The sequence below is a fragment of the Pseudomonas sp. FP1742 genome, from assembly GCF_030687145.1.
GTDB classification, from domain to species: domain Bacteria; phylum Pseudomonadota; class Gammaproteobacteria; order Pseudomonadales; family Pseudomonadaceae; genus Aquipseudomonas; species Aquipseudomonas frederiksbergensis_D.
This window is the reverse complement of record NZ_CP117460.1, coordinates 3,982,646-3,997,616: the sequence shown is the minus strand read 5'-3', so window position 1 is coordinate 3,997,616 and position 14,971 is coordinate 3,982,646. Positions and strand designations below refer to the sequence as shown.

Genomic DNA, 14,971 nt, shown 5'->3' with positions numbered 1-14,971 from the left:
CTCCGAAAAGTCTGCGCCCCTTTTACCTGAATTACCCAATGTCTTTCGAGCATTAATAGCTTGACGTTCAATTCATTTAAGACATTGCGCACCGGCCCGGGCTACTTGCGCATCCTGCTCAGCCTTGACCCCCGACACACCGACCGCACCGATCACCTGGCCGTCGACGATGACCGGCACGCCGCCCTCAAGGGAGGTCAGCAACGGTGCTGACAAAAAGGCGTGGCGCCCGCCATTGACCATCTCCTCGTAGCCTTTGGACTCACGCCGACCCAGGGCCGAGGTGCGTGCCTTTTCGGTGGCGATGTAGGCGCCAATCGGGGCGCAACCGTCGAGGCGTTCAAGGGCCAAGGGATGACCGCCATCATCGACAATCACGATGGTCACGGCCCATTGATTGTGTTGGGCTTCGATACGTGCGGCAGCGAGAATTTGGCTTACTTCGGTCTGGCTCAGTACGGCTTTGCTTTTCATGGGATTTCTCCAGTGCTCGTTTAAGGCAACGCGGCTTCAATCAGTTCGATCCAGTGCTTGACAGGGGTTCGACCCGCGCCGTTGAGGTGGGACTGACAGCCGATATTGGCGGTGACAATGACGTCGGGGTGTTCGCTTTCCAGCGCATTGAGCTTGTTGTCGCGCAGTTGCTTGGACAGTTCGGGTTGGGTCAGCGAATAAGTGCCTGCCGAGCCGCAGCACAGGTGGCTATTGGGAACAGAGGTCAGGTTGAATCCCAGGTTTGTCAGAATTGCTTCGACTGCACCTCCGAGTTTTTGCGCGTGCTGCAAAGTGCAGGGGCAGTGGAACGCCAGGCGTTGGTCGCTGTGTACGCCGAGCTTATCCAACGGCTCGCCGCGCAATACTTCCACCAGATCCTTGGCGAGGGCACTGACCCTTTTTGCCTTGTCGGCATACGCTGGGTCGGTGCGGAGCAGGTGGCCATACTCCTTGATGAAGGCACCGCAGCCGCTGGCGGTTTGCACGATGGCCTCGGCACCGCTTTCAATGCTCGGCCACCACGCATCGATGTTGCGGCGGGCCCGCTCAAGGCCGGCGGCCTGAGCGTCCAGGTGATAGTCCACCGCGCCGCAACATCCGGCCTCGCGGTTTGTGGTGACGCTGATGCCCAGTCGATCCAGTACGCGTGCGGCGGCCGCGTTGGTATTGGGCGACAGGCTCGGTTGCACGCAGCCCTCGAGCATCAGTACTTGCCGGGTATGACGAGTGGTCGGTCGTGGCTTCGCCGGATACACGTTGCGAGGCAATTTGACTTGCAGCGTGTTTGGCAACAATGCGCGGAAAACCTGGCCACTGCTAACCAGTCCTTTGAACAGCCCCGGATTGGGCAGCACGCCGCGTAATCCCTCGCGCAGCAGGCGTTGGCCGAGAGGGCGCGGCACTGCCGCATCGACCACCGCCCGGCCGATGTCCAGCAAGTTGTGATAGTCCACACCGGAGGGGCAGGTGGTTTCGCAGTTGCGGCAAGATAGGCAACGATCCAGGTGTTCCTGGGTCTTGCGGGTCACCTCGTTGCCTTCAAGCACCTGCTTGATCAGGTAGATGCGCCCCCTCGGGCCATCCAGTTCATCACCCAGCAGTTGATAGGTCGGGCAGGTGGCATTGCAGAAACCGCAGTGTACGCAACTGCGCAGAATACTTTCGGCTTCTTCGGCGCGAGGCAGTTGGCGGGCGTCTTCGCTCAAGGTTGTCTGCATGATTCAAAGCTCCGCATACAAGCGACCGGGGTTGAAGATGCCCCGTGGATCGAGTTGTTGTTTCAAGTTCCGGTGGTAGCGCATCAGTGCGTCGGGCAGCGGTTGGAATGGACTGTCGATCAAGCCGTGGCTGTAGCAGGTCACGTGCCCGCCGACCTCTTTCGCGACCGAGCGAATCAAGGTCGCTTCGGCGTCGGATTTGAGCCAGCGCTGGGCGCCGCCCCAATCGATCAATTGAGCACCCGGCAGGGACAATCGGGGCGTGTTGTGCGGCAAGGACAGGCGCCAAAGGGGCTGATCCTCATCGAAGAAACTCAACTGATGTTCGTTCAGATCTCGCCAGTACGAAGAGTCCAGCCACTCGCCACCTAAACGGTCATGGGCCGCCGCCACCGAGCCTTCGCCTCCTTCCAGGCGCAGGTGCAGACGCTCGCCGTCGTGGCAGGCCGCGCTGATCGGCAGTGGCTGCTGGCCCCATTCCGCGAGGCGAAGCAAGGCACGCTCGCTGTCCATTTCAAGGCTGATGCTTAAGCACTGACGTGGTTTCGGAAGGACCTTGAGTGAAACCTCGGTGATCACGCCAAGTGCGCCGAAACTGCCGGCCATCAACCGCGAAAGGTCATAGCCCGCTACGTTCTTCATCACCTCGCCACCGAAGCGCAAATGTTTGCCGTGCCCGGTGATGACCCGTGTGCCGAGGACAAAGTCGCGTACCGATCCCGACCAGGGCCGCCGTGCCCCCGATAACCCGCAAGCGATCATCCCGCCGACCGTGGCGTCGTTGCTGAAGGAGGGCGGTTCGCAGGGCAACATCTGTTGCGTATTGTCCAATACGCTCACCAGCTCTGACAACGGCGTACCGCAGCGGGCGGTGATCACCAACTCGGTCGGGTCATAGCTGACGATGCCACGGTGGGAGCGCGTGTCGAGCACTTCACCCGCCGCGATACGTCCAAGAAACACCTTACTGTTGGAACCCTGGATGCGCAGCGGAGTGGCATTCTGCAACGCTTGATTGACCTGCTCCAGCAGCGCGCCACTGTCATCGATATCGTGTTCGCTGCGCATCAAAAGCGCTCCAGTTCGGGGAAGGGCATCTGACCCATGTGAACGTGCATGGCGCCAAACTCGGCGCAACGGTGCAGGGTGGGAATGTTCTTGCCGGGGTTGAGCAAACCGCTCGGATCAAACGCGGCTTTGACGGCATGGAACATGGTCAACTCATCGCTGTTGAACTGCGCGCACATCTGATTGATCTTCTCCCGGCCGACACCATGTTCGCCGGTAATACTGCCGCCGACTTTCACGCACAATTCGAGAATCTTGCCGCCAAGTGCTTCCGCGCGATCCAGTTCCCCCGGTTGATTGGCATCGAACAGAATCAGCGGATGCATGTTGCCGTCACCTGCGTGGAAAACGTTGGCCACTCGCAGGCCGTATTCGGCCGACAACGCGGCAATTGCGTGCAGTACGCCAGGCAATTCGCGGCGCGGGATCGTCCCATCCATGCAGTAATAATCCGGTGAGAGGCGGCCCACCGCCGGAAACGCATTCTTGCGCCCGGCCCAGAAACGTATGCGTTCGGCCTCATCCCGGGCCTGGCGCACTTCGGTGGCGCCGGCTTGTTTCAGCACCTGGCGCACGCGGTCACAGTCATCATGGACGTCGGCTTCTACACCATCGAGTTCACACAACAGAATGGCTTCGGCGTCCACCGGGTAGCCGGCGTGGATGAAGTCTTCGGCGGCGCGAATGGCCAGGTTGTCCATCATTTCCAGACCTCCCGGGATGATGCCTGCGGCAATGATGTTACCAACCGCCCGACCGGCCTTTTCGACAGAGTCGAACGCCGCCAGTAGCACTCTGGCGGTTTGCGGTTTGGGCAGTAGTTTGACCGTGACCTCAGTGATCACTCCGAGCATGCCTTCGGAACCGGTGAACAACGCGAGCAAGTCAAAGCCCGGTGAGTCGAGCGCGTCGGATCCCAGGCTCAAGTGTTCACCGTCAACGGTGAGGATATCGACCTTAAGCAGGTTGTGGACGGTCAGGCCATACTTCAGGCAATGCACGCCACCGGCGTTTTCTGCCACGTTACCGCCGATGGAACAGGCGATCTGGGAGGAAGGGTCTGGCGCGTAGTACAAGCCAAACGGCGCGGCAGCCTGGGAAATCGCTAGGTTACGCATCCCCGGCTGAACCCGAGCCGTCCGGGCGGCGGGATCGATGTGCAAAATGTTGTTGAAGCGCGCCATCACCAGCAATACGCCTTTTTCAAGCGGCAGTGCACCGCCGGACAAACCCGTGCCCGCACCACGGGCGACGACTGGCACTTTCCGTTCATGGCAGAGCCGAAGCACTTTTTGAACTTGATCGATCTGGCGCGGCAACACCACCAGCATGGGGGTGGTGCGATAAGCGGAGAGTCCATCGCATTCGTACGGTTTGAGTTCTTCGCGCTGATGCAGAATTTCCAGGTCGGGTAACTGGGTTTGTAGGGCTTGCAGCAGCGCGTTTTTGTCGACGTCTGGCAGGACGCCGTCGACGTGTTCATCGTAGAGAATGTTCATAGTCAGTGGGCGAGACTCAGTTGTTTTTATTAGAGGTCTGTTCTAATACAGCCGACTTGCATCATTGGTCTGAGGCGCTTTACTGTCTATGTGTTGTTGTAGTGGTCGAACCAGTTTTTTAATCTTGTTTTTTTTGTTTTTTTGAAAAATAACTTAAAAAACATGAGTTTGTTGTTATAGCTCGGCGGATGTGAAATTGGCGCTGAAGCTGGTCATACCAGTTGGAGAATCAATGGATAGCGCAGAAGCGGGTCGTAATTTGCAAGTCGCCGACGTGGTGTGTGAGCGCATCGAGCGCCTGATCGTCGACGGCGTGCTCAAGATCGGGCAACTGTTGCCTTCGGAGCGGCGACTGACGGAAAAACTCGGCGTTTCCCGTACCGCCCTTCGAGAGGGGCTGAAGTTGTTGCGCGCTCGCGGGATTATCAAGACCGAGCAAGGCAAGGGGTCATTCGTGGCAGACCTGTCGGGGCATGGCTTGGCGTCACCGCTCATGTACCTGTTCAGCTCGCAGCCACGAACGCTCTATGATCTATTCGAGGTCCGCAGTCTGCTCGAGGGCGAGTCCGCGCGTTTGGCGGCCTTGCGCGGGACCGAGGCTGATTTCGTCCTTATCACCCGTAGCTACGAGGCGTTGCTCAATGCCCACAGGCGTTCGCTGGAGGCGAGTGAACATGCCCGGCTCGATCATGCGTTTCACCTGGCAATTTGCGAGGCTTCGCACAATCCGGTGCTGGTGCAAACCTTGCGTTCGCTGACAGATTTGCTGCTCAACTCGGTGTTTACCTCGGTCAACAACCTTTACCACCGCGAACCGCAAAAGCGTCAGATCGACCGTCAACACGCGCGGCTCTACAACGCTGTCACCGGCCGCTTGCCTGAGCAAGCGCGAAAGGCGGCTATCGCTCACATCCAGAGCATCTGCGAGAACCTCAAGGAAATCGAAAACGAGGAACAACGCTTGGTTCGGGCGACGTTGCGACTTGAGGGGTGGGCATGATGCACGTCTGGATTACTTCGCTTTAGCCATGATGAAACACGGAGCGTGGCTTAGTGTGAAAGTGCCTCAGCATTACAGATGCTATAGACGCTTTGGGGGCTACTTGTATTTCAAAGCATCTCACAATGCTGTGCTTGCACCATTTACTCAGCGAATTAACACTGAGTAAGGTCTTTGTTTCGGTGAACAACCTCTATTACCGACCTGTCCAGAAACGACAGATTTATCGCCAACATACGTGGCTCTATCACGCAGTAATGGATCAGTTACCGGAACAGGCACAGTGGGCCGTTAAGACCACATGCTGGGCGATCACGCGCAGGCGCAGTTTACCGTTGTCCAGCAGCAGCTCCATACCGGGCTCCAGCGCCGCGATGGTTAGCGCTGGGCATGTCGGTGTGGTCCCCATGGCTGAAGTTCAGGCGAAAGATGTTCATGCCGGCCTGCACCAGTTCGCGGATATCGTCGATCCCGTCGGTGGCCGGGCCGAGGGTGGCGAGGATTTTGACCTTCTTGTCAGGCGTCATGATTAGGGCTCTCGAGAATCAGAATGGCGCGGAAGTCGTTGACGTTGGTACGGGTCGGCTCGGTGACGATCAGTGCATCGAGCGCCGCGAAGTAGCCATAACCATTGTTGTTGTCCAGCTCATCGCAGGCAGCGAGGCCGAGGGCGGCGGCACGGGCATAGCTGTCCGGAGTCATGATGGCGCCGGCATTGTCTTCGGAGCCGTCGATGCCGTCGGTGTCACCCGCCAGGGCGTAGACGCCGGGCAGGCCTTTGAGGCTGTCGGTCAGGCTCAACAGGAATTCGGCGTTGCGCCCGCCACGGCCATTGCCGCGCACGGTGACGGTGGTTTCGCCGCCGGACAGAATCACGCACGGCGCCGTCAGCGGCTGGCCGTGCTGGACGATTTGCCGCGCAATGCCCGCGTGGACCTTCGCCACTTCCCGGGATTCACCTTCCAGGTCGCCGAGAATCAACGGGCTGAAACCAGCCTGACGGGCTTTTACCGCCGCCGCTTCCAGTGACTGCTGTGGGCGGGCGATCAATTGGAAATGACTGCGGGCCAGGCTCGGATCGCCGGGTTTGACCGTCTCCGACTCGGGACTTTGCAGCCAGTTGCGCACCGAGGCCGGGACTTCGATGGCATAACGCTTGAGGATCGCCAACGCTTCAGCCGAGGTGCTCGGGTCGGCCACGGTGGGGCCGGAGGCGATGACGGTGGCGAGATCGCCTGGCACATCGGAAATCGCATAGGTGTAAACCGTGGCGGGCCAGCAGGCTTTGCCCAGACGCCCACCCTTGATCGCCGAGAGGTGCTTGCGCACGCAGTTCATCTCGCCGATGGTCGCGCCGGATTTGAGCAGCGCTTTGTTGATCGATTGCTTGTCGGCGAGGGTGATGCCGGCGGCGGGCAAGGCGAGCAGGGCAGAGCCACCGCCCGAGAGCAGGAAGATCACGCGGTCGTCTTCGCTCAGGTTGCTGACCAGTTCCAGAACCCGTTTCGCGACGGCCAGACCGGCAGCGTCCGGCACCGGGTGCGCGGCTTCGACCACTTCGATTTTTTCGCACGGGGCGCCGTGGCCGTAGCGGGTCACCACCAGGCCAGACACCTCACCCTGCCAGCAGCGTTCGACCACCTGGGCCATGGCTGCGGCGGCTTTACCGGCGCCGATGACGATCACCCGACCGCTGCGGTCGGTTGGCAAATGGGCTTCAAGGACATGCTGCGGATGGGCCGCGTCGATGGCTGTGGCAAACAGCTCGCGCAGCAATTGTTGCGGATCGACCGACATGGCGGGCTCCCGGAATTCTTGTTATTGGAGGGCGACTCGGTTCCCTGTGGGAGCAGCCTGTGGTGAGGGGGCTTGCCCCGTTGGGTTGCGAAGCAGCCCCAAAATCTCTGAGACACCAAAGACTTTGTGAGCGCTACGCACTCAAACGGGGGCAAGCCCCCTCGCCACAGGCCCGCGCCCACAGGTTTTTGCGCAGGGCGTTATTTATCGCGAATCGAGAAATTCGCCATGTGTTCCAGGCCCTTGATCAGCGCCGAGTGATCCCAGTTGCTGCCACCGATGGCTGCGCAGGTGCTGAACACCTGTTGGGTATTGGCGGTGTTCGGTAGGTTGATGTTCAGTTCGCGAGCACCGGCCAGTGCCAGGTTCAGGTCCTTCTGGTGCAGGCTGATGCGGAAACCTGGATCGAAGGTGCCTTTGATCATGCGTTCACCATGCACTTCAAGGATCTTCGACGAGGCGAAGCCACCCATCAGTGCTTCACGGACCTTGGCCGGATCAGCACCGTTTTTCGAGGCGAACAGCAGCGCTTCGGCCACGGCCTGGATGTTCAGCGCGACGATGATCTGGTTCGCCACTTTCGCGGTTTGCCCATCGCCGTTGCCACCGACCAGGGTAATGTTCTTGCCCATGGCCTGGAACAGCGGCAGGGCGCGTTCGAAGGCATCGGCCTCACCACCGACCATGATGCTCAGGGTCGCAGCCTTGGCGCCGACTTCACCGCCGGAAACCGGTGCGTCGAGGTATTGCGCGCCTTTCTCGTTGATTTTGGCAGCGAAGGTTTTGGTGGCGGTCGGCGAGATCGAGCTCATGTCGATCACGACTTTGCCCTTGCTAACACCGGCGGCAACGCCGTCGGCGCGGAACAGCACGTCCTCGACCTGCGGGGTATCCGGGACCATGACGATGATGAATTCGGCCTCCTGGGCGACTTCTTTCGGGTTGGCCAGCGCAACGGCGCCAGCAGCCAGCAGATCGGCAGGGGCGGCGTCGTGGTGCGCCGACAGGAACAGGCTGTGACCGGCTTTCTGCAGGTTCAACGCCATTGGGTGGCCCATGATGCCGGTGCCGATGAATCCGATTTTAGCCATGAGAAAATCCTCTTGTTTTTATGTCGCTCAAGCAAAGAACTGCTTTTCTGTGGGAGCAGGTCGAGTCAGATCACGTTATGGGTTTGCAGCCAGCCCAGTCCGGCTTCGGTGGTGGTCAGCGGTTTGTATTCGCAGCCGATCCAGCCCTGATAGCCGATACGGTCCAGATGTTCGAACAGGAAGCGATAATTGATTTCGCCCGTACCTGGCTCGTTGCGGCCTGGGTTATCCGCCAGTTGCACATGGTTGATCTCGTCCAGGTGCGCCGACAGGGTCCGGGCCAGGTCGCCTTCCATGATTTGCATGTGATAGATGTCGTATTGCAGGAACAGGTTGGCGCTGCCCACTTGCTCGCGAATCGCCACGGCCTGGGCGGTGTTGTTCAGGTAGAAGCCGGGGATGTCGCGGGTGTTGATGGCTTCCATCACCAGCTTGATGCCTTTGGCCTGCAGCTTCTCGGCGGCGTACTTCAGGTTGGCGACGAAGGTTTTTTCCGCCAGGACTGCGTCGCAGTTATGCGGACGAACCCCGGCCAAGCAGTTGACCTGCGTGTTGCCCAGCACCTTCGCATAGGCAATCGCCAAGTCGACCCCGATGCAGAACTCCTCGACCCGGTCCGGCAAGCACGCGATGCCGCGTTCACCCTTGGCCCAGTCGCCGGCCGGCAGGTTGAACAACACCTGAGTCAGGCCATTGGCGTCGAGCAAGGCCTTAAGTTCGGCGGGGCTGTAGTCGTAAGGAAACAGGTATTCGACACCACTAAAACCGGCCTTGGCGGCGGCTTCAAAACGGGCGAGGAAATCCTGCTCGGTAAACAGCATGGACAGATTGGCGGCGAAACGCGGCATAGTGGTCTCCGTAAAAGTGTGAGGTCCCGTGTGAGCAAGCTCTATTGCACAGGGAAACGATTAACGGTTAGTCGAGCAACAAAGTCGCCGTCGGTGCATCGTTGCCGACCAGTGCCAGATCTTCGAATTCATTGATGGCGTTGATCTCAGTGCCCATGGAAATATTGGTCACGCGCTCCAGAATAATTTCAACGATCACCGGAACCTTGAACTCTTCGATCATTTCCTCGGCGTGGCGCAGTGCCGGCGCGATCTGGCTCGGCTCGAACACACGCAGGGCCTTGCAACCCAGGCCTTCGGCGACGGCCACGTGGTCTACGCCATAACCGTTGAGCTCCGGCGCGTTGAGGTTGTCGAAGGACAACTGCACGCAGTAGTCCATGTCGAACCCGCGCTGGGCCTGGCGGATCAGCCCCAGGTATGAGTTGTTTACGACAACGTGGATGTACGGCAATTTGAATTGTGCACCCACCGCCAGCTCCTCAATCATGAACTGGAAGTCATAGTCCCCTGAAAGGGCCACCACTTTGCGGTTCGGATCGGCCTTCACCACGCCCAGCGCCGCCGGAATGGTCCAACCTAGTGGGCCGGCCTGGCCGCAGTTGATCCAGTGGCGGGGCTTGTATACGTGGAGGAACTGCGCGCCGGCAATCTGCGACAGGCCGATGGTGCTGACGTAGCAGGTGTCCTTACCGAACACCTGGTTCATCTCTTCGTACACCCGTTGCGGCTTGACCGGCACGTTATCGAAATGGGTCTTGCGGTGCAGGGTGGCCTTGCGCTGCTGGCAATCCTGCAACCAGGCGCTGCGGTTTTTCAGCTTGCCGGCGGCTTGCCACTCGCGAGCGACTTCGATGAACACGGTCAATGCGGCAGCGGCGTCGGACACGATGCCCAGGTCCGGGGTGAATACGCGGCCAATCTGCGTCGGCTCGATGTCGACGTGAATGAACTTGCGGCCCTCGGTGTAGACCTCGACCGAACCGGTGTGACGGTTGGCCCAACGGTTACCGATGCCCAGCACCACGTCCGACTTGAGCATCGTCGCGTTGCCATAGCGGTGGGAAGTTTGCAGGCCAACCATGCCGACCATCAGTGGATGATCGTCGGGGATCGTGCCCCATCCCATCAGGGTCGGAATAACTGGGATACCGGTCAGCTCGGCGAATTCCACCAGTAGTTCGCTGGCGTCGGCATTGATGATGCCGCCACCGGCGACTAGCAGTGGCCGTTCGGCTTGGTCAAGCATGGCCAGGGCCTTCTCGATCTGCACACGGTTAGCGGTTGGTTTGGCCAGTGGCAGCGGCTCATAGGCTTCGATGTCAAATTCGATTTCGGCCACCTGCACGTCAAACGGCAGGTCAATCAGCACCGGGCCCGGACGGCCGGAGCGCATTTCGTAGAAGGCTTTTTGGAACGCGTACGGCACCTGACCTGGTTCCATGACGGTCGTCGCCCATTTAGTCACTGGTTTGACGATGGCGGTGATGTCGACGGCCTGGAAGTCTTCCTTGTGCATTCGAGCGCGAGGGGCTTGCCCGGTGATGCACAGGATGGGGATTGAGTCAGCCGACGCACTGTAAAGGCCAGTGACCATGTCGGTCCCAGCAGGGCCAGAGGTGCCGATGCACACGCCGATGTTGCCGGCCTTGGCGCGGGTATAACCCTCCGCCATGTGCGAAGCGCCTTCCACGTGACGAGCGAGGACATGATCAATACCGCCGTTTTTCTGCAAGGCGGAGTACAGCGGGTTGATCGCGGCACCCGGGATGCCGAAAGCGGTGTCCACGCCTTCACGGCGCATCACCAAAACGGCTGCATCTATTGCTCTTATTTTTGCCATGATGTAGTCCTAGGGCCGAACCCATATCTTTTGTAGAGGGCTGCAGTTTGAATTAGCTTTTTAAGGCAATGAACCCCCAAATAATGCTTTCTGTCGATATAAAAGGTATCGAATGGCTCGTTACACAGAACTCCACAGTTTCATTCAGATTGCTCAAAAGGGCAGCTTCGCAGCCGCTGCACTCAGTGAGGGGGTGACGCCTGCCATGCTGGGACGAAGGCTGGATTCACTCGAGAAGCGTCTGGGTGTAAAGCTGGTGCATCGATCTACTCGCGGGCTACGCCTGACCGAACTGGGTGAACAATTGCTTGAGCGGGCGAGGTCGTTGATTCGGGAATTCGATGATCTCGAGGCAGACATCAGCAGCAGCGCGAAGCGGGTTACCGGTAACCTGCTTTTGTCTGCACCTGCTGGGTTTGGACGTATGCACGTCGCGCCGCACGCTTTGGCTTTTCACAGGCAATTCCCCAACCTGAAGCTGTCTTTTAATCTCACTGACAGTCTGGTGGATTTGGTAGGAGAGGGTTATGACATGAGCATTCGGATCGGTCCGGTGACAGATCCAAACTATGTCGCCATCAAATTGTTTTCCAATCGGCGGGTCGTGTGCGGGACGCCTGCCTACTTCGAAGAGCATGGAACGCCGACAACACTAGAGCAGTTGGCTGAGCACAATTGCCTGGCATTCACTTCACAAGGCGGCCAGCAGCGGGGATGGACCTTTCAGCAAGACGGTAAGCCTGTGGCTGTGCGCGTCGGCGGGAATCTGGCCTGCAACGATGGAGAACTACTGTTTGCGTGGATGCGCCAAGGAGTCGGAATTGGCTGGCGATCGACATGGGAAATTCGCAGAGAGCTCCTTAGCGGGGAGCTTGTGACGGTACTCGATGATTTCGCCCTTCCTGACTACGACATCCAAGCCGTATATCCGCAGCAGCGATATCTACCTGCCAAGGTTCGACATTTTATTGATTATTTAAAGGCCGTTTATCAGCAGCCTGGCTATTGGTAGCGGTTTGGACCTTGCACGGAGGTGATTTTTCACGCTCGCTAATGACAAATTTCCTCCTTGAGGCTGGATTCTACCGCGCTATTCAGTCAGGGAAATCTATTCTGATAGATTTTTATGATCAGATTCAATCTGCAATAAGAATTTGACGTTATCGGTGCCGAGAGCAACGATTGCTCATAGCGCGATGAGCACGCTCCACACGATGTCAGAGGGAACCTGGATCAACCGTTCAAAAAGATAAAAGGAAGAACGGACATTCAGAGTTGTGTGCACTAAGCCGAGTATCCATACAACAAAAAAGTGGCGTATAGCCGATCGTAATACTTGAATCTGTCTATTACGTAAGTTGCACGCATACAATTTCGAGGAGAAAGGAAATGGCAGTAAGTTTAGAGGCTGAAAGCGTGGCGAGTGTCAAAACCGCACCGATCAAGCTGTCAGGGAATATGGGTTCGCTCAGTTTGGCCATGACGGTTCTGGCATTTTCGGCGCCTTTGACGACAGTGGCAGGGTATATTCCTGTTTCCTTGATGTTCGGTGGAATTGCATCACCGCTGTTATTTATAATCGTCGGCATAATGATGTTGTTGTTCGGTACCGGTTACGTGACGTTGAACAACGCGGTCAAGCGTCCTGGTGACTTCTACGCCTTCATCAGTTATGGCTTGGGTAAGTCGGCGGGTTTGGGCTCCGGCATTGCCGCCGCCTTGTCCTATTTTATGCTTCTGGCAGGCGTGACCTCCTACTTCGGCGTTTCCTGTGCCGAGCTGCAAAAAAGCCTTATGGGAACTGCTTTGCCCTGGTACGTGTTTACCTTGGGGTGCTGGGCTGCTGTGGGCATCTTGGGCTATCTGCATGTGGAGCTGTCGGCAAAAGTGCTCTTCTGGGTCATGTTGACCGAAATTGTTATTTGTCTCGCGTTTGCTTTTGGTGTGCTTCATGCCGGTGGAAATGGAGAGCTGGCGGCTAGCGCTCCGTTCACGCCGGGTGAGTTGACGAAAGATGGTGTGAACATTCCCTTCGGAATGTTGTTTGCGGTCTCCTTCTTTATGGGGTTTGAAGCAACAGCGTTGTTCCGTGACGAATGCAAGAACCCGGATGTCACCATTCCTCGCGCCACTTACGGCTCAATCATCTTCATCGGGATTCTTTATACGCTATGCGCGTATGCGATGATCATGGCTTACGGTCACACAGCGCAGGCTGTGGCAACCGACAGTCCTGCCACCATGTTTCCCAACGCCTTTGGTCTTTTTGTCGATAACCGGCTCCAGGTAATCATCACTATTTTGGTGCTGAGTTCGGCATTTGCTGCAAGTCTCTCCACGCACAACGTCCTGTCGCGCTACCTGTTTAACTTGGGAACAGACGGTGCTATCCCACGTTTTTTCAGTAACATTCACATTCGGCACTCGTCCCCGTTTGCGGCGTCTATGGCGGTCTCGCTGATGGTGCTGGTCATTCTGATTCCATTCATCGTCATGAATGTCCGGCCAGAGTTTCTGTATGGGCAGCTTTCGGGATTAGGTACCTCTGGGATCATCATTCTGATGACCATCGTCAACCTGTCGGCACTGACTTGGTATGTGCGCCGCGGCAAGCAAGAGGGTGCAAGTTTCTTCAAAGCATTCTTGGCGCCGGCAATCTCCACTGTGTTTTTTGTCGCCCTGGTCGGTCTAGTGACGTACCACTTCGACTTGCTGGTTGGCGGCGAGCCGGGCGAGCGGCGCTGGATGTTGTACTGCCTTGTTGGAGTGCTGCTTGCCGGCATGGCGCTAGCTCAGTTCTACAAGTTCAACCGTCCAGAAGTGTTCGCGCGATTGGGTCGTGCTCATCATAGCTAGAGCGGAGAAAACGCTGAAATAAGAAACGGGGCCAAGGCCCCGTTTCTTATTGTCTGCCGTCAGATGCGCCAGTAATCGGTAGCGACTTTCTGCGCGAGCTGGGCGACGATACGGTTCAGCGGCATATCAGGGCGCTCAATGAAGCTTGCGGTAAATGACATGACCGGCATTTCGTGCGGCGTGCTAATAATTTCGAGTTTGCCACTGGCAAGTTCTTCGATAACGACGTGCTGAGGAATGGCGGCGATTCCAATACCGTCGAGTGTCATGCGCACGATGGACGAGAGCGAGGAGTTGGCGAAAATTTTTGCTCGGTGCAGATTCTCTCGTTCAAACATTTCCTTGAGTTGCCAATAAGGCCGGGTGATACGCGCAAACGTAATGATCGGAAATTCAGCCAGTGTTGCCAGGCTGGGGTTTTCGGAACCAATATCCAGCTCCGTGGATTTGATCCAGCTGATCGGGTATTGGCACAGCGGTAGGTTTTCAGCGTTGCCTATGTTTACCGGCCCCATCAACAGCGCCACGTCGAGGCTGAAGTCTGCCAGACCGGCAGTCATGTTGGTTGTGCTGTCCACCACCACTTCCAAAGTTATTTCCGGATACTCGCGGTTCAAATGTTTGAGCAGGTCAGAAAGCCAAGTGTGCACGATGGTGTCAGATGCCCCCAAGCTCACTGTGCCTCGAAGTCCTCTATGACCGGCAACTGCCTCGATCATTTCGCTTTCAAGGGCAAACATCCGTTCCGCGTAGGTGAGCAATTCCCGACCTTGAGGGGTGAGAAAGCATCCGCGTTTGTCTCGCTCCAGAAGCCGGCATTTCAGTTGACGCTCAAGCTGTGCGATACGCGCTGATACCGCTGGCTGGGAGGTATGAAGTTTCTCCGCCGCTTTGTGGAATCCTCCTTGTTGAGCGACCGCATAAAACGTCTGAAGGCTTCTGAAATCGATCATTCATTGTCTCTCTATCAACGGGTTATCCACTTGTTATCTTGCCAAGTGGCGTCTTAGGCAGGTTACCGCAGTTAACTAAGTGGCGAAGCTTTTTTCAAAGTTTCCCACGCTCGCGGAATCCCGAGTGATTCGATAAGCGGACGTTATCTGAACCAATCCAGAATCACAATTGGACGTTATCAGTCCTGCGCGCGACGATGGGATCACAAGAGTTGCTTCACACCGTGACCATGGGAAGCTCTCGACGAGAATCGAGTGTGGTCAGCAGCTCTATTTGCTACTTACAACAAATCCGAAAGCAAAG

At 57.6% G+C, this 14,971-nt stretch carries 12 protein-coding genes and 1 pseudogene; 3 read left to right on the top strand and 10 right to left on the bottom strand.

The window, feature by feature from the left end; genetic code table 11:
• Positions 1 to 72 precede the first annotated feature (72 nt).
• From PSH64_RS17630 to glcD, 4 genes are read right to left on the bottom strand one after another with little or no spacing between them, the layout of a single operon-like run.
• The gene (locus tag PSH64_RS17630) at positions 73 to 474 is read right to left on the bottom strand and encodes a heme-binding protein (RefSeq protein ID WP_305477979.1); all 402 of its coding nucleotides are present in this window, start codon (positions 472 to 474) and stop codon (positions 73 to 75) included.
• 20 nt (positions 475 to 494) lie between these two features.
• Positions 495 to 1,712, bottom strand: coding sequence for a glycolate oxidase subunit GlcF (gene glcF, locus PSH64_RS17625; RefSeq protein ID WP_305477978.1), 1,218 nt, complete (start codon positions 1,710 to 1,712; stop codon positions 495 to 497).
• 3 nt (positions 1,713 to 1,715) lie between these two features.
• Positions 1,716 to 2,780: a glycolate oxidase subunit GlcE gene (glcE, locus tag PSH64_RS17620; RefSeq protein WP_305477977.1), complete on the bottom strand. Its 1,065-nt coding sequence runs from the start codon at positions 2,778 to 2,780 to the stop codon at positions 1,716 to 1,718.
• The gene (gene glcD, locus PSH64_RS17615) at positions 2,780 to 4,279 is read right to left on the bottom strand and encodes a glycolate oxidase subunit GlcD (RefSeq protein ID WP_305477976.1); all 1,500 of its coding nucleotides are present in this window, start codon (positions 4,277 to 4,279) and stop codon (positions 2,780 to 2,782) included. The genes glcE and glcD overlap by 1 nt, the downstream gene beginning before the upstream one ends.
• 232 nt (positions 4,280 to 4,511) lie before the next feature.
• On the opposite strand from glcD, the gene glcC reads away from it, so the two are divergent.
• Positions 4,512 to 5,279: a transcriptional regulator GlcC gene (glcC, locus tag PSH64_RS17610; protein ID WP_305477975.1), complete on the top strand. Its 768-nt coding sequence runs from the start codon at positions 4,512 to 4,514 to the stop codon at positions 5,277 to 5,279.
• 301 nt (positions 5,280 to 5,580) lie between these two features.
• On the opposite strand, the pseudogene PSH64_RS17600 reads toward glcC, so the two are convergent.
• The 5 genes and pseudogenes from PSH64_RS17600 to gcl all read right to left on the bottom strand — a co-directional run.
• Positions 5,581 to 5,806, bottom strand: a pseudogene (locus tag PSH64_RS17600) (pyruvate kinase); the annotation flags it as partial.
• Positions 5,796 to 7,076: a glycerate kinase gene (locus PSH64_RS17595; protein WP_305477974.1), complete on the bottom strand. Its 1,281-nt coding sequence runs from the start codon at positions 7,074 to 7,076 to the stop codon at positions 5,796 to 5,798. The pseudogene PSH64_RS17600 and the gene PSH64_RS17595, both read right to left, overlap by 11 nt.
• 200 nt (positions 7,077 to 7,276) lie before the next feature.
• Positions 7,277 to 8,167, bottom strand: coding sequence for a 2-hydroxy-3-oxopropionate reductase (locus tag PSH64_RS17590; RefSeq protein ID WP_305477973.1), 891 nt, complete (start codon positions 8,165 to 8,167; stop codon positions 7,277 to 7,279).
• A gap of 65 nt (positions 8,168 to 8,232) precedes the next feature.
• Positions 8,233 to 9,015, bottom strand: a complete 783-nt coding sequence (hyi, locus tag PSH64_RS17585) for a hydroxypyruvate isomerase (RefSeq protein ID WP_305477972.1) — start codon at positions 9,013 to 9,015, stop codon at positions 8,233 to 8,235.
• Between the two features lie 67 nt (positions 9,016 to 9,082).
• A complete protein-coding gene (gene gcl, locus PSH64_RS17580; RefSeq protein ID WP_305477971.1) occupies positions 9,083 to 10,858 on the bottom strand; it encodes a glyoxylate carboligase in 1,776 nt (591 codons plus the stop codon).
• A gap of 112 nt (positions 10,859 to 10,970) precedes the next feature.
• On the opposite strand from gcl, the gene PSH64_RS17575 reads away from it, so the two are divergent.
• Complete coding sequence (locus tag PSH64_RS17575) at positions 10,971 to 11,870, top strand: LysR family transcriptional regulator (protein WP_305477970.1); 900 nt, start codon at positions 10,971 to 10,973, stop codon at positions 11,868 to 11,870.
• A gap of 377 nt (positions 11,871 to 12,247) precedes the next feature.
• Entirely contained in the window at positions 12,248 to 13,714 is a 1,467-nt protein-coding gene (locus PSH64_RS17570) for an APC family permease (protein ID WP_305477969.1), read from the top strand.
• A gap of 59 nt (positions 13,715 to 13,773) precedes the next feature.
• Here the strand turns inward: PSH64_RS17570 and PSH64_RS17565 are convergent, their stop codons facing one another.
• Positions 13,774 to 14,667: a LysR family transcriptional regulator gene (locus PSH64_RS17565; protein ID WP_305477968.1), complete on the bottom strand. Its 894-nt coding sequence runs from the start codon at positions 14,665 to 14,667 to the stop codon at positions 13,774 to 13,776.
• Positions 14,668 to 14,971: the final 304 nt, after the last annotated feature.

Excerpts from the sequence above, each read along its gene's own strand:
- PSH64_RS17630 (WP_305477979.1), bottom strand. The coding sequence starts at position 474 with ATGAAAAGCAAAGCCGTACTGAGCCAGACCGAAGTAAGCCAAATTCTC.
- glcF (WP_305477978.1), bottom strand. The coding sequence starts at position 1,712 with ATGCAGACAACCTTGAGCGAAGACGCCCGCCAACTGCCTCGCGCCGAA.
- glcE (WP_305477977.1), bottom strand. The coding sequence starts at position 2,780 with ATGCGCAGCGAACACGATATCGATGACAGTGGCGCGCTGCTGGAGCAG.
- glcD (WP_305477976.1), bottom strand. The coding sequence starts at position 4,279 with ATGAACATTCTCTACGATGAACACGTCGACGGCGTCCTGCCAGACGTC.
- glcC (WP_305477975.1), top strand. The coding sequence starts at position 4,512 with ATGGATAGCGCAGAAGCGGGTCGTAATTTGCAAGTCGCCGACGTGGTG.
- PSH64_RS17595 (WP_305477974.1), bottom strand. The coding sequence starts at position 7,076 with ATGTCGGTCGATCCGCAACAATTGCTGCGCGAGCTGTTTGCCACAGCC.
- PSH64_RS17590 (WP_305477973.1), bottom strand. The coding sequence starts at position 8,167 with ATGGCTAAAATCGGATTCATCGGCACCGGCATCATGGGCCACCCAATG.
- hyi (WP_305477972.1), bottom strand. The coding sequence starts at position 9,015 with ATGCCGCGTTTCGCCGCCAATCTGTCCATGCTGTTTACCGAGCAGGAT.
- gcl (WP_305477971.1), bottom strand. The coding sequence starts at position 10,858 with ATGGCAAAAATAAGAGCAATAGATGCAGCCGTTTTGGTGATGCGCCGT.
- PSH64_RS17575 (WP_305477970.1), top strand. The coding sequence starts at position 10,971 with ATGGCTCGTTACACAGAACTCCACAGTTTCATTCAGATTGCTCAAAAG.
- PSH64_RS17570 (WP_305477969.1), top strand. The coding sequence starts at position 12,248 with ATGGCAGTAAGTTTAGAGGCTGAAAGCGTGGCGAGTGTCAAAACCGCA.
- PSH64_RS17565 (WP_305477968.1), bottom strand. The coding sequence starts at position 14,667 with ATGATCGATTTCAGAAGCCTTCAGACGTTTTATGCGGTCGCTCAACAA.